We start from the raw sequence: 13,084 nt of genomic DNA, 5'->3' as shown, positions 1-13,084 counted from the left end.
CCACAAAATAATTTGGCAAAAAATTTATTTCAGATGAGGGAAATTCTCATCCCAATCGTTAATTAAGATACAAACGATTATTATTAGCGTAACAAGGGAGCTTTATTTCAATGCATTTTAAGGTTTTTTCCCGATCCCCAATCACTGCCGCTGTGATACTGGGCCTGCTTGCCGCGCAAACTCAGGTATTGGCACAGGCCCAGCCCTCTGTACCGAACTCATCCAAGGCGCTGCAGCAAAATCCTTTGCAGCAGCGCTACACGTTCGACCTGCCCGAACAGCACCTGCTCTACTCGCTGGGTGAATTTACCGCTACCACGCAGATTACTGTCGTCCGTCAGGATGGCCAGCCCATCAACGGTACCGCACCGGCCTTACGCGGCGAAATGACTGCCGATGAAGCACTTCGCACACTGCTAGCCGACTCATCACTGACCTTTTCATACCGCAATGGCAGAACGGCAGAACTACTGGAACCAACCACCTCAATCACCGTGGGCAACCAAACAGCCTTTAGCACTCTGACCGTATCGGCAGACCGTATCGGTGACGACTGGGTCTATCATGAGCCACGCTCGGTAAGCGTGATCACGCGCGAACAGATTGATCGCACGCCGCCGCGCCACGCCGCCGATATGCTGCAGGAGACCCCTGGTGTCTACAGTGCCGTCAACGCCCAGGACCCGGGGCTCTCGGTCAATATCCGGGGCATGCAGGACTTTGGGCGCGTCAACATGATGGTCGACGGCATGCGCCAAAACTTCAACGACAACGGTCACCAACAGCGTAACGGCACCATGTATGTCGATTCCGAGCTGCTCTCGGACGTGGTGGTCGAGAAGGGGTCCAGCACGGGCGTGCATGGTGCGGGTGCCATCGCTGGCAGTGCCAACTTCCGCACCATCGATGTGGATGATGTTCTTCTACCGGGTAAAGATATCGGCGTGCGCTTACGCGGCATGACTGGCGTAGGTGGAGAAGGCAATGGAGTCAACTTTATTGGTAGCGCGACTGTAGCCGGGCGCCTTGGCGATCGCTGGGAACTGCTGGCGGCGCGCAGCAACCGTAATTTCGGCGAATACGCCCCCGGCCGCCGTCGACCAAACTACGATTTTCTTACGGTAGGAGTCCAGGATGAGTTTCATAAAGACATCGTTCAGGATGTCGACCGAGTCCGCTTCACCGACAACGAGCAGGACTCAAACCTGTTCAAGGCGCGCTTGCATATCGATGACGACCAGTCACTGACGTTTTCCTACCTGGGTACCGAACTCTCTTACAACAACGTCTCGGATCGGCAGATAATGAGGGCTGGTGAGGTGGTCGACGGCGATGATGCCTGGCGCCGCTTTGGCGACGCCAGTACAACCTCCGACTCGGTCAGCCTGCGCTATAACCTTAACCCCTCCTCCCCTCTGATCAACCTGGAGGCTAACGCTTACTTCGTTTCAACAGAAGGGCAGCGTTATACCGAAGCTGGCCGGCCCGTGGTGCTAAACGGCACCGATATGACCGAGCTTTACTGGATGATCGGCGTCTGTGAACAGAATCCCATCCCAGATAATGCATATAGCGCCTGCCGGGCGGGGCTTGACAACAATAACCGCACTCAAATCGATACCTACGGCTTTACGCTGGAAAATACTGCGCATTTTGCACTCGGCGGGATTGATGGTTTCTCTTCCAACCACGGGGTTGAGTACTTTATCGACAAAGGCGAGTCCACCACTGCACAGGAGCGCGGCGGCCGCCAGCTGGCCTCGATCGACAACACCATGCAGCCCAGCGGTGAACGCAGTATTGCAAGCGCTTTTAGTAACTTACAGTGGGAAAACGAAGCCTTTACCCTAGCGGCAGGGCTTCGCTACGACTATTACAAGCTTAAAGGCTCTACAAAGCTGCCTGGAGTAGAGTGGACATATCATAACCGCTATGACAGAGCGTCAAGAAGAGCTGAAAACGGTCTGAGAACCAGGAGATCCAACTGCATCAGCGCTATCATTCCAGAGCAAAGTAGGCAGACAGCTTGCGATGATATTCCGACTTGGGAAGGTTATGTTAACGACCCAACCTCTATGATCGACTATGAGACAAGTTGGCGTTACGAACCTACTTGGTTATCGGACACTGTGATGCAAGATTACGACGTCGATAACAGCATGGATAAGTTGCTACCCACATTATCCGCAGCCTATCGCCCCAATGAGAACGTCGAACTATTTGCTAACTGGGGCCGTGGCTGGCGGCCACCCTCACTCACTGAAACACTCATGCAGGGCAGTCACCCCGGCGACCCCTTCGCGGTGCTATTCCCCAACCCTCATGCACAACCGGAAACCTCACGCAGTTGGGATATAGGCACCAATTTTACCGCCCAGGATCTATTTAAAAGTGGGGATCGCTTCTTCAGCAAGCTCTCTTACTACGACACCCGTGTGGATAACTACCTGATCACCTCTATGGTTAACGTGATGCCAGGGCAGCAAGGGGGATTAGGCCATACCATGTTCGTGCCAAACCTGCTACCCATGAACTTCCGCGGTTTGGAGCTGGAGATCGATTATGACGCCGAACGTTGGTACACCCAAGCCAACTATACCCATGTACTGGGGAGCGATAATCAGTTCTGCCAGAAGATCTATCCACTGGGCAGCGGGAATATCCGTGAAGATATACCGGATGAAAACGGCAACTACTCTGACGCTTACTACGAAGCCATTGAAGCCGGTTACGACTCTTATGAGGCAATGAGAGATGACCTAACTTATTGCGGCATTGATGTCATCGGTATGAATAGTGCCAGGCAATTGCCCATGGATCGCGGAAGCCTCACCTTCGGTACCCGCTGGTTCGACCAGCGCCTAGATGTAGGCACCCGCCTTAACTACAGCGCCGCGGGCGGCCCGGAGGATTTCGACTTTGACCTGTGGCCCAGCTACGTCACCTGGGACCTCTACGCCAGCTATCAGGTCAACCCTAACCTGCTGCTGCGAGCCACCATGCTTAACGTGCGCGACCGTAACTACGTCACCGGCTACTCGGATATTTTCTCCAAGAGCTATGGGGCGGGTCGCACCCTAATGGCCGGAGCAGAACTGCGTTTTTAATTAAATTACGGCGCATGACCCGCGCCGTTTACGAACATGCCCACCCTTACGGGTATGCAGGGCAGATAATTAACGTTATCTGCCAATCACGGCCTTAAGGCCAACATTGATAGATCAAGGAGACTGAAATGTCCATTAGCTATACTTATGATGAAGCCTATTTCCCTGATACGTTTTCAACCGGCACACTGGAACTCCTGTTAACAGAGTTTCAAAAGGAGGGAGCGGGTGGAGAGCACAGCGACAATAACCCGGGTGGTATTAATACTGGAGGGTTCTTCACCAACGGAGTTAACTCAGGCTTGGCGGGCGATACTTACGCTATGGCCAACAATGATGGTGACTTTGCTTTCTCCGCCACTGGCAGCCTTTCCTATAACTTCGCTGATCATGCACTGACTGGCACCTTGACGGAGCTTACGTTGGGTGCGGGCCTCAATAATGGTGAAGTGGTTAATGATTTCATTACCTTCACCTTTGACGATCCTATCGTTGCCAGCCATGACGGCCGTGGCAACGAAGTACACGACATCATCTGGGGCTTAATGAACGGTTCGGTGAACGGTGCCGACGATAGCGCTGGCACTGGCACTGATGGTGGCTTGCTGGCGGTACTGGACGATGCAGGCTTGCTCGGCGATGCCATTCCGGCATCCGTCACCGGCGTTGCTGCCAGCGACTTCGATTTCGCCCTGGCTGCGTGAACAACGCCATCGCTATAAACACCTAATAAAAAAGGCAAGGGGAATCCCCTTGCCGCAACGTTCAAACACCGCGTCAGGGGCGTTATGCCTTGGCGCGGTGCCTCGGCATTCTCGCCAGATAAGACGAGAAGTCAAGCAGAGACGTGACCAAAGCACTAATGAGAGAACGAATTCGAGACGAATGGCTGGGCCTCAAGGTTCAAGCACATTCGTTGTTTTGTCATGTCATTTTCAGGACACGCCACCATGCCCGCGCCCCCTCGCCGCCAGTCAGGTAATGAACTAAATCAAGCACTCGGCCGCTATCGCGGCACACTGCGCTCGGTAGGGCTGTTCAGTGCGGTTATCAATCTGCTGATGCTAGTGCCGCCGCTGTATATGCTGCAGGTCTATGATCGCGTACTGGCTTCCGGCAATACCACCACGCTAATGATGCTAACGGGCATGGCGCTGGGGCTGTTGGCGTTAATGGGTGCCTTGGAGTACATACGCAGCCTGGCAGTCATTCATATTGGCGAACGCTTCGATGAACAACTGGGGGAGCGGGTTTACGCGGCGGCCTTCGAGCGCGGGCTAAGCGGCCAGGCAGCCCAGGCGGGGCAAGCCACGCGGGATCTTGATTCGCTGCGCCAATTTATCACCGGCCACGCGGTATTTGCGTTCTTCGATGCCCCCTGGTTCCCACTGTATTTGCTGGTGATGTTTATGTTCCACCCGTGGATTGGTTGCCTAGCGCTAGTGGGTGCCATCGTGCTGATCGGTCTGGCATGGCTCAACGAGCGACTTTCCCAGCCGCCGCTACGTGAAGCAGGCAAGCTTTCCGTACAGGCGAATGCCATGGCAGAAGCGCAACTGCACCATGCTGATGCCATCGAGTCGATGGGTATGCTGTTGGCCTTTACCCGCCGCTGGTCGCACCTGCACGATGGCTTTGTCGCGCTGCAGGGGCTGGCCAGCGAGCGTACCGCGCTGGTTACTTCTATCTCCAAGAGCCTGCGCATTGCGTTACAGTCACTGGTATTGGGGTTGGGCGCTTGGCTAGCGATTGGCGGGCAGATCAGTCCTGGTACGATGATCGCCGGGTCTATTTTAATGGGCCGTGCGCTCAGCCCTATTGATCAGGTGATCAACGCTTGGCGGCAATGGACCTCGACACGGCTGGCTTACCAGCGCTTGGGTAACCTGCTAACAGTACACCCGGCCCGCCAGCCAGGCATGGACCTCCCTGCCCCGCTGGGCAAGCTTAATGTGGAGCCGGTAAGCGCCATGCCGCCAGGCGGAAAGATACCCACGTTGGTTCAAGTGGGATTCCAATTGGAAGCGGGCAGCGTGCTCGGTGTTATCGGGCCTTCGGGGTCAGGCAAATCTACCCTGGCCAAACTGCTAGTGGGTGTTTGGAAGCCGAAGGTCGGCACCGTGCGGCTGGATGGTGCCGATATCAAGGGCTGGAACAGAGCGCTACTGGGGCCACATATCGGCTACCTGCCTCAGGATGTCGAGCTGTTTGCAGGTAGCGTGGCGGAGAATATCGCTCGCTTCAGCGAACCGGACCCCATGAAGGTCGTCGAGGCCGCCAAAACCGCGGGCGTACACGAACTGATTCTGGCCCTACCCAATGGCTACGACACCTACTTAGGAGATAGTGGGATCGGCCTTTCGGGAGGGCAGCGCCAGCGTATTGCCCTAGCGAGGGCGCTCTACGGCCCCCCGGCACTCGTCGTGTTGGACGAACCCAATGCAAACCTTGATGACGCCGGTGAAAAAGCACTATTGGAAGCGTTACAGCGACTGCGTGAATGCCACGTTACGGTGGTGCTGATTACCCACCGCCCTCAGGTACTCAAGGCCACTTCTCACTTGCTAGTACTACGTGAAGGCCACCTGCAGAAGTTCGGCCCCACTGAAGAGATCTTGCAAGCCTTGAACACTGCCCGCCAAGCGGTAGCTCCTGCCAATGGCGCGATGGCCACTCCGTATGCGCAAAGCGCTTATAGCTACGGCAATGTTTCCATCAATCGTCAGGAGCAGCGCGCATGACCCTTCGCGATATCTCGCAGTCGCCACCTGATGCAAAACCACACACCTCCTCAGCCATACCGGACTGGCAAGCACTCGCCATGCGCCGTAAGCGACGACCGCTTCGCATAGGGAGTTGGCTGCTACTGGGAGGCTTAGCACTGTTTGTGGCCTGGGCAGCCTGGGCACCGCTGGATAATGGTATCGCCGTGCCTGCCACGGTGGTGGTGTCGGGGAACCGCCAAGCGGTCGAGCATCCTACCGGGGGCACGGTCGAAAGGCTCTGGGTGCGCGATGGTGATCGAGTGGATCAAGGGCGGCCGTTGGTTAGCCTGGATACCACGCAGCTGCAAAACGAGGCCGAGGTGCTGCGCTTGCAGCACGCCTCGGCGCTGGCGGAAACGGCGCGCTTGGAAGCCGAGCGCGATGGGCAAGCGAGCATCACCTTCCCACCCGAACTCATGCCCTCGGGCGATGCCGATATTGATACTCTCGTCAGCCAGCAGCGCCTGCTCTTTGCCAGCCGCCGCAGTGCCCTCGACGCCGAACTCGCGGGGCTTGCGGCCAGCCTTGCCGGGCAACGCGCTCAAGTGACCGGTCTCGAAGCTTCGCTCAGTCAGCAGCGAACACGCCTTGACGTGCTCAGCGAGCAGCGGCGCAACCTGAGCGAGCTAGCATCGGGAGGCTACATACCACGCAACCGAATGCTGGAGTTCGAAGGCAGTTACGTCCAGTTGCAAGGCGACATTGCCAGCGCCAACGGCACCCTGCAGCAAACCCAACGCCAGATCGACGAGCTTGAGCTGCGCCTGACCCAGCGCCAGGAGGAGTATCAGCGCGAAGTGGGCGAAGCGCTGGCTCAAGCCCGCCTGCGCGGCCAAGAAGCCGCCGGGCGCATGGCCAACAACGCCTACGAACAAGCGCACGCGGTGATTCGTGCCCCGCGCTCGGGCCGCGTGGTGGGCTTGGCCTTGCACACCGAGGGCGGCGTGGCACAGCCCGGCAGTCTGCTGATGGAGATCGTCCCGCAAGACGAGCCATTGCGCGTGGAGGGGCAGCTTCCCGTCGACCAGGTCGACCGCGTAGCACCGGGCCTGCCGGTAGAGCTTGCCTTCACCGCGTTCGAGCGCAGCAGCACGCCGCGCGTTCCGGGCACGGTTACGCAGGTCTCCGCCGACCGCTTGGTCGACGAGGTCAGCGGCCTGCCTTACTACCGCCTGGAGGTCGAGGTCGCCAACGACGACCTGGCAGTGCTGGGCACAGCGCCGCTAAAGGCGGGCATGCCAGTGGAAGCATTCATCCGTACGGGCGAGCGCTCACTGCTCAACTATCTGCTCAAGCCCCTGTTCGACCGGGCACGCATGGCATGGGGGGATGCATGAGGTTGTTACGTTCAACGGCGGTGAAACTTAGCATCGGCTGCTGGCTCTGCCTACCACTGGCTGCCCAGGCACTGGATTTCCAGACCGCTTACGACTACGCCCGCCAATACGATCCTACTTGGCTTGCTGCACAAAACGCCCGCGATGCCGGGCAGCAGGAGCGTGCCCTGGGGCGCTCGCGGCTGCTGCCTACGCTCGGCTACCGCTACTCCTACGCGCATAACCACTCTGAGGTAGAGCAGTCGACCCCGCTGGGCACGACCACCAACGACATGCGCTACTCAAGCCACACCTCGGCAGTGACTCTGACCCAGCCGCTACTGGATGCGGCGGCTTTCGCCCAGTATCAGGCAGGCAGGGCGCGTGCCGAAGCTGCCGAGGCAACGCTCGACCGCGCCTATCAAGCACTGGCCGTTCGTGTGCTCCAAGCCTATACCGATACCCTCTACGCCGAGGACGACATCGCCTTGGCCGAAGCGCACCTGCGGGCATTGGAAGAGGAGTCGGAGAAAAGCACCCAGTTCGTCGCCTATGGTGAGGGCACGCGTACCGATCAGTTGGAAATTGCCGCACAGATGCGACTGGTCGAAGCGCGCCTAATCGAAGCCGAGGACCGCTTGCAGGACGCACTCAACGCACTCGACCTGCTCATCGGCCAACGGCCTGCTTCCCCCCTGGCACCGCTTCGCCCAGACGCCTGGGCAGTGCTGGCGGAGCAGGCACAAGCCAGTGCCTCCACGTTAGACGAGTGGCAAACCTTGGCACTGGCCTGCAACCCGGAGCTTGCGGCACAGCGCAGCGCCCTGGATGCCTCGCGCCATCAGGTGCATGCCCAGTACGCAGGCCACTTGCCCACGGTGCAGCTTTATGCCCGCAGCCAGATCTCCGACTCCAGCAGCGAGAACACCATCGGCCAGCGCTACGATACCAACAGCATCGGCGTCGAAGTCAACCTGCCGCTCTATTCGGGTGGGCGGGTCGTGGCCGCCAGCCGCCAGGCACAGAGCACCTTCGAACAGCATCGCCACGAGTTGGATGCGACCACAGCAGAAATTCTCAACGACGTAGAACGCCAGTACCGGCTGGTGCGTAGCAGCCAGCGGCGCGAAGAGGCGTACCGGCAATCCGTCGAGGCCGCCACCCAGCGCGTGGAAGCGACACAGCGTAGCCTGGAAGGCGGCGAGCGTACCCATCTGGACGTGTTGGATGCCGAACACCAACGCTTCGAGGCGTTGCGCGATCTGGCGCGGGCTCGCTACGATTACCTAGTGGCCTGGCTGAGCCTGCGCTGGCAAGCGGGGCAACTTGACGACAGCGATATCGCCCAGGTAGCGAACTATTTCTAAACGATTTCCGGCGATACTGCCGAAGCCTAGAGAGCCACGACACATGAAAGAAACGCCCCCTTCATCGACATCGCCCCAGCGTGAGCCTGCACGCAGCCCGCTGGCCCGCGCCCTATGGGTAGCACTGGCCGCGCTGAGCTTCGGCATTGGAGTCGTAGGTATTTTCGTGCCACTACTGCCGACTACCGAGTTCATGCTCGGGGCGATCTACTGTGCTTCCAAGGGCTCGCCACGCTTCGAAGCCTGGATTCGTTCGCGGCGCTACGTGGGGCCATTGATCAAGAACTGGGAGTGCGAGCGCGCCATTTCACGTCGCGCCAAGTACGTGGCGGTGAGCAGCATCATCGCCAGCGCCATGCTGCTGCTCTGGCATTTGGGGGAAGGCTGGTTGCGCTGGGCCATCATCGCACTGCTGGCCGGGGTGGCGGTATGGCTGGCAACGCGCCCAGAGCCCACCAAGCAGGATTGATGTGGCAATAAAGATTGCCCAGGACGAGACTAGAGGGTCAGGTTTTCCGGCTGACCGATATCTTCCTCACCGTTCGTGTACTTTATCCACGTTTTACCCAGATGGTTGCGCAGTTCATCGCCGACGCGTGCGGCGTCGCGGGCCTCCAAGGCCGCCATGATAGCCTCGTGCTCCTCCATGGCTTTCGCCCATTTATCGTTCTTTTGATTGGACAGATAGCGCACCCGATAAAGCTGCCGACTGAGGTTGGCGTGTATATCAATTAGGGTCGTGTTCCCCGAAAGCGCCACGATCCGGTTGTGGATATCCTGGTTAAGCCGAAAGTAGTTCTGCCGATCCCTTCTTAAGAACGAAGCTTTCATTTCGTAATGCAGCGCCTGTAACTCAGCAATATCTTCGTCGCTAGCCCTGACACACGCCAGTTGCGCGGCTGACTGCTCAAGGACGCTTAATACATAGGCCTTTTCTTTCATATCCGCAGCGCTGACATCCGCAACCACAGCCCCGCGGTTGGGGGAAATCACCACTAAACCTTCTGTCGCAAGAATCTTGAGCGCCTCGCGTAGCGGCGTACGCGACACTTGTAACTCAACTGCCAGCGTGCGCTCGGGTAACCGCTGTCCCGGTTGGAAATGATCCATGACGATATGTTCGCGCAAATAATGCGCGACTTTTTCAACAAGCCCGGCGTTATGGGTTGGAGCGATATCTTCCATGGAGTTGTTCACTTTGATTAGCGTCTATTAATAATGGCATACCAAAAAACTCTTTTCAAATAACCATATATAAAAAAACATTCCTTAGAAAACACTTAAGATATTGATTTAATAAAAAAACAAACCTAATAACGACTAAAGTATCACCCCTCTAGCGTTGACCTCAACAATGGTATACCACTAAATTTCACATCTATATATTACGTCTACGTTGAAAAAAAGACGCATTTATAAGTTCATGGCCACTGTAAAAATACTTTTGCCAAACATGGAATTCTACTATTTATGAATTACTTACAACATTTTCATACGGCCAAAGTAGTTGAAGTCTGTATCGCGGGCGCTGGTGATTTTGGTCGTGGCGTATTGCGTCAAGCCCGCCAGATGCCAGGATTGTCAGCGCGTATTGCGATCGACATCAATCCTGAAAAGGCGGCTGAAGCCTTTCGCCACGCGGGTTTTCCCAGCACAAAAATAATGGTATGCCATTCTACGAGCGATGCCGAAGACGCTTGGCAGAAAGGCTTTTTCATTGCCACAGCTTCTTTCGATACGGTCGCGGCACTTCCGTTCGATATTCTGGTTGAGTCTACCGGCATTCCTGATGTCGGCGCCCATTATGCAGAAGCGGCCTTACTGGCGGGTAAGCATGTCGGTATTGCCACCAAGGAAACCGAGTCGGTTGTCGGACCCTACCTGACTCGCCTGGCCGAAGACCAAGGACGCCTTTTCACGCCGCTGGATGGCGACCAGCCAAGCCTGCTGATTGGCCTTGTCACATGGGCCAAAACGCTGGGGTTTGAGATCATTTCTGCTGGCAAGAGTAGCGAATACGACTTTATCTGGGATGAAGCGCAAGGCACCGTGACCTGTAATGGCACCCAGTACGATGCCACTGAAATTGCCGCCCTCTGGAAGCTTGACGATAGCGATGCACGCACCACAGTCAAATCCCGCGGCGAGGCCTTGTCAGCTATTCCGCAGATTTCCGTGCCTGACCTGTGTGAGATGGTCAATGTTGCCAACGCTACAGGCCTACAGCCAGATCTGCCTGAATTTCATGCCATGGTGCTCAGAACCATAGAAGTGCCCACGCTTCTGGATACCCAAGCAGAAGGCGGTGTTCTAAAAGGTAATGAGCGCCTTGAAGTCTTTAACTGCCTGCGCCGCCCAGATGAGCTGAGCTTTGCTGGCGGTGTGTTTGTAGTGGTGCGCTGTGAAGACCCGCATGTCTGGACACTGCTGCGCGATAAAGGTCACGTACTAAGCCGCAGCGGCAATAGCGCCATGGTATATCTGCCACGCCATTTGCTAGGCCTGGAAGCGCCCATCTCGCTGCTGGATGTGGTACTCAACGGCTTAACGTCCGGTGGCGGCCATGCCACCACCCCTAAATTCGACCTGACTGCGCGCGCCACCCAAGCGATCAAGGCGGGCCAGCGGCTCGAGATGAAGGGCCATCATCGGCACATCGAAGGGCTGCGTCCGGAGATTCACCCCGCTGCGGCGCTTTCAGATGACGCCAAAGTCCCTTTTTATCTGTTACCAGGCGCCGAAGTTATTCGCGATATCGCACCTAATCAACCCATTACTTTAGCCGATGTCGCGTTACCACCTTCTCGATTACATAAGCTTCGACTTAAACAGGACAACCTGTTTTATGCAGGCGACAGCCAGTAACTAACGATAGAGCGCCTTTAAGGTGCTCTACTTCGTATATTGATGGACCCTAAAAGCAACAATAATCACCTTGGAGAAAATCATGCTTATCAAACATAATGTTAAATACGCCACTTTAGGTCTTGCCATGCTCGGCGCGGCTACCAGCGCAAGCGCCAGCGATGCCGACAACTTCCCCAGCAAGCCGATCCAGTTCTTGGTAGCCGCAGGTGCTGGCGGTGGTACTGATAACTTTGCTCGGGTCGTTCGCCCGATGTTTGAAGAAGCCATTGGCGGCGCGCGTATTACAGTGGTTAACCTGCCAGCCGCATCCGGCGCTTTAGCCCATCAGCGTGCCGCCACGAGCGAGGCTGATGGCCACACTTTAGACTTTGCCTCCACTACGCTTGTGACTTCACTCGCGGCGGGCCAGAACCCCGTGGGACTGGATCAATTAACGCCGGTTGCGCGTATGCAGTCTGACGTAATGGCGCTTTTTGTTAATCCTGAGCGTTTTCCTGACTTTGATTCTTTCGTGAAATACGCTGAGGAAAATCCCGGTAAAGTCACCGTTGGGGGCACCCATACGGCAAGTCCAGATCATGTAGCTTTCCTGTCGCTGCGCGATGCGTCTGGGCTAGACATAAACTTTATCCCTTACGACAGCACCGGCAACGCCACTGCCAACGTGCTGGGCGGCAATATTGATGCGACCACCACCTCGCTAAGCCCGCTATTAAGCTACATCGAAGCTGGCCAGATGATGCCAATTTTGGTCTTCAGCGATGAGCGCCTTGAAGACTACCCAGATGTGCCGACCACGGTTGAAAACGACTGGGATCTGACAGACGGTAACGATCGCGCCATATTTGTGCATGCTGATACGCCTGCGCCGACCATGAAGCGTCTGGAAGATGCCTTTAAAGACGTATATAACTCTGAGGAGTACCAAAGCTACGCAGAGCGCGTAAACCTTGATTACCGTGAAGGCTGGATGGGTAGCGACGAGTATCGTCAGCGGCTTGAGAACAACTACGAGCTTTACTCACGTTTGCTGCAAAACGACTAAACCAGCAGCTGCTGGTTGGTGGAGGGGCGTGTCCCCCCTATACACATCTGAAAGATCGGCCTCGCGGGGCCGTTCTTCCACTATCCCCATCAAGGTTTAGCATGCACGCTAGGATCACTCTTTTTGCGCTTGGGGTCGTGTCACTCGCGGTGGTGAGTCTTTATCCCACGCTGCAATTCCCAAGCTCTGCGCAGGTGTCCACGTTTATCGGCCCTCGCGTTTGGCCACTGACCCTGCTGATCGTTCTGTTTACGCTGGGAATTGTCCTGCTCGCCATCACGTGGCGTGACCGCAAACAGGCGCTGATCAGCGAACCTCAAGCTACTACAGACACCGCAACTGAAACGGCACCAACCTCATCACGCTTCTCCCTTGGCCGCACCCGCCATTGGTGGTTTATAGCGGCGGCTATCGCCTACACGCTATTGATACAAAGCATCGGCTTTTTAATCGCCAGCCTGATATTTACGTTTATCGGTACGCTGCTGCTGGGCGCCCGTTCGTGGATGACCATTGCCATTACGTTAGTTCTTGCCGCTGTACTGATGCAGGGCGTTTTCGTGTCGCTGCTTGGCATTCCCATGCCGTAAGGCTGACCCATAACAGACCCAACTTT

The 13,084-nt window shown here is 56.6% G+C and carries 10 protein-coding genes; 9 read left to right on the top strand and 1 reads right to left on the bottom strand.

Going from position 1 to position 13,084, the window contains the following annotated elements:
* The first annotated feature begins 110 nt into the window (after positions 1 to 110).
* From ACT3TJ_RS06790 to ACT3TJ_RS06765, 6 genes are all read left to right on the top strand, one after another.
* Positions 111 to 3,107: a TonB-dependent hemoglobin/transferrin/lactoferrin family receptor gene (locus ACT3TJ_RS06790; protein WP_444665525.1), complete on the top strand. Its 2,997-nt coding sequence runs from the start codon at positions 111 to 113 to the stop codon at positions 3,105 to 3,107.
* Positions 3,108 to 3,235: 128 nt separating this feature from the next.
* Complete coding sequence (locus tag ACT3TJ_RS06785; protein WP_193056658.1) at positions 3,236 to 3,811, top strand: heme acquisition protein HasAp; 576 nt, start codon at positions 3,236 to 3,238, stop codon at positions 3,809 to 3,811.
* Positions 3,812 to 4,057: 246 nt separating this feature from the next.
* Entirely contained in the window at positions 4,058 to 5,848 is a 1,791-nt protein-coding gene (locus ACT3TJ_RS06780) for a type I secretion system permease/ATPase (protein WP_193056657.1), read from the top strand.
* Positions 5,845 to 7,209: an HlyD family type I secretion periplasmic adaptor subunit gene (locus ACT3TJ_RS06775; protein WP_193056656.1), complete on the top strand. Its 1,365-nt coding sequence runs from the start codon at positions 5,845 to 5,847 to the stop codon at positions 7,207 to 7,209. The genes ACT3TJ_RS06780 and ACT3TJ_RS06775 overlap by 4 nt, the downstream gene beginning before the upstream one ends.
* The gene (locus ACT3TJ_RS06770; protein ID WP_444665524.1) at positions 7,206 to 8,555 is read left to right on the top strand and encodes a TolC family outer membrane protein; all 1,350 of its coding nucleotides are present in this window, start codon (positions 7,206 to 7,208) and stop codon (positions 8,553 to 8,555) included. The genes ACT3TJ_RS06775 and ACT3TJ_RS06770 overlap by 4 nt, the downstream gene beginning before the upstream one ends.
* Before the next feature lie 43 nt (positions 8,556 to 8,598).
* The gene (locus ACT3TJ_RS06765) at positions 8,599 to 9,024 is read left to right on the top strand and encodes a YbaN family protein (RefSeq protein ID WP_193053384.1); all 426 of its coding nucleotides are present in this window, start codon (positions 8,599 to 8,601) and stop codon (positions 9,022 to 9,024) included.
* A gap of 29 nt (positions 9,025 to 9,053) precedes the next feature.
* On the opposite strand, the gene ACT3TJ_RS06760 is transcribed toward ACT3TJ_RS06765, so the two are convergent.
* Positions 9,054 to 9,740 (bottom strand): GntR family transcriptional regulator, encoded by a 687-nt coding sequence (locus ACT3TJ_RS06760; protein WP_193053383.1) that lies wholly within the window; start codon positions 9,738 to 9,740, stop codon positions 9,054 to 9,056.
* A 285-nt stretch (positions 9,741 to 10,025) separates the two neighbouring features.
* Here ACT3TJ_RS06760 and ACT3TJ_RS06755 point away from each other — a divergent pair, with 285 nt between their 5' ends.
* From ACT3TJ_RS06755 to ACT3TJ_RS06745, 3 genes are all read left to right on the top strand, one after another.
* Positions 10,026 to 11,420: a flagellar biosynthesis protein FlgA gene (locus tag ACT3TJ_RS06755; protein WP_444665523.1), complete on the top strand. Its 1,395-nt coding sequence runs from the start codon at positions 10,026 to 10,028 to the stop codon at positions 11,418 to 11,420.
* Between the two features lie 82 nt (positions 11,421 to 11,502).
* A complete protein-coding gene (locus tag ACT3TJ_RS06750) occupies positions 11,503 to 12,468 on the top strand; it encodes a tripartite tricarboxylate transporter substrate binding protein (protein WP_444665522.1) in 966 nt (321 codons plus the stop codon).
* 101 nt (positions 12,469 to 12,569) lie between these two features.
* Positions 12,570 to 13,058 (top strand): tripartite tricarboxylate transporter TctB family protein, encoded by a 489-nt coding sequence (locus tag ACT3TJ_RS06745; protein WP_193056653.1) that lies wholly within the window; start codon positions 12,570 to 12,572, stop codon positions 13,056 to 13,058.
* Positions 13,059 to 13,084: the final 26 nt, after the last annotated feature.

Origin of the sequence: Halomonas sp. AOP30-A1-24 (assembly GCF_052378165.1) — a bacterium.
In the GTDB taxonomy this organism is placed as follows: Bacteria; Pseudomonadota; Gammaproteobacteria; order Pseudomonadales; family Halomonadaceae; genus Vreelandella; species Vreelandella citrativorans.
Note: the sequence above shows the minus strand (reverse complement) of the source record. Positions and strands in the feature narration are given on the sequence as shown.

Bases quoted from the DNA above. Each gene is read 5' to 3' on its own strand.
- ACT3TJ_RS06790 (WP_444665525.1), top strand. From the start codon at position 111: ATGCATTTTAAGGTTTTTTCCCGATCCCCAATCACTGCCGCTGTGATA.
- ACT3TJ_RS06785 (WP_193056658.1), top strand. From the start codon at position 3,236: ATGTCCATTAGCTATACTTATGATGAAGCCTATTTCCCTGATACGTTT.
- ACT3TJ_RS06780 (WP_193056657.1), top strand. From the start codon at position 4,058: ATGCCCGCGCCCCCTCGCCGCCAGTCAGGTAATGAACTAAATCAAGCA.
- ACT3TJ_RS06775 (WP_193056656.1), top strand. From the start codon at position 5,845: ATGACCCTTCGCGATATCTCGCAGTCGCCACCTGATGCAAAACCACAC.
- ACT3TJ_RS06770 (WP_444665524.1), top strand. From the start codon at position 7,206: ATGAGGTTGTTACGTTCAACGGCGGTGAAACTTAGCATCGGCTGCTGG.
- ACT3TJ_RS06765 (WP_193053384.1), top strand. From the start codon at position 8,599: ATGAAAGAAACGCCCCCTTCATCGACATCGCCCCAGCGTGAGCCTGCA.
- ACT3TJ_RS06760 (WP_193053383.1), bottom strand. From the start codon at position 9,740: ATGGAAGATATCGCTCCAACCCATAACGCCGGGCTTGTTGAAAAAGTC.
- ACT3TJ_RS06755 (WP_444665523.1), top strand. From the start codon at position 10,026: ATGAATTACTTACAACATTTTCATACGGCCAAAGTAGTTGAAGTCTGT.
- ACT3TJ_RS06750 (WP_444665522.1), top strand. From the start codon at position 11,503: ATGCTTATCAAACATAATGTTAAATACGCCACTTTAGGTCTTGCCATG.
- ACT3TJ_RS06745 (WP_193056653.1), top strand. From the start codon at position 12,570: ATGCACGCTAGGATCACTCTTTTTGCGCTTGGGGTCGTGTCACTCGCG.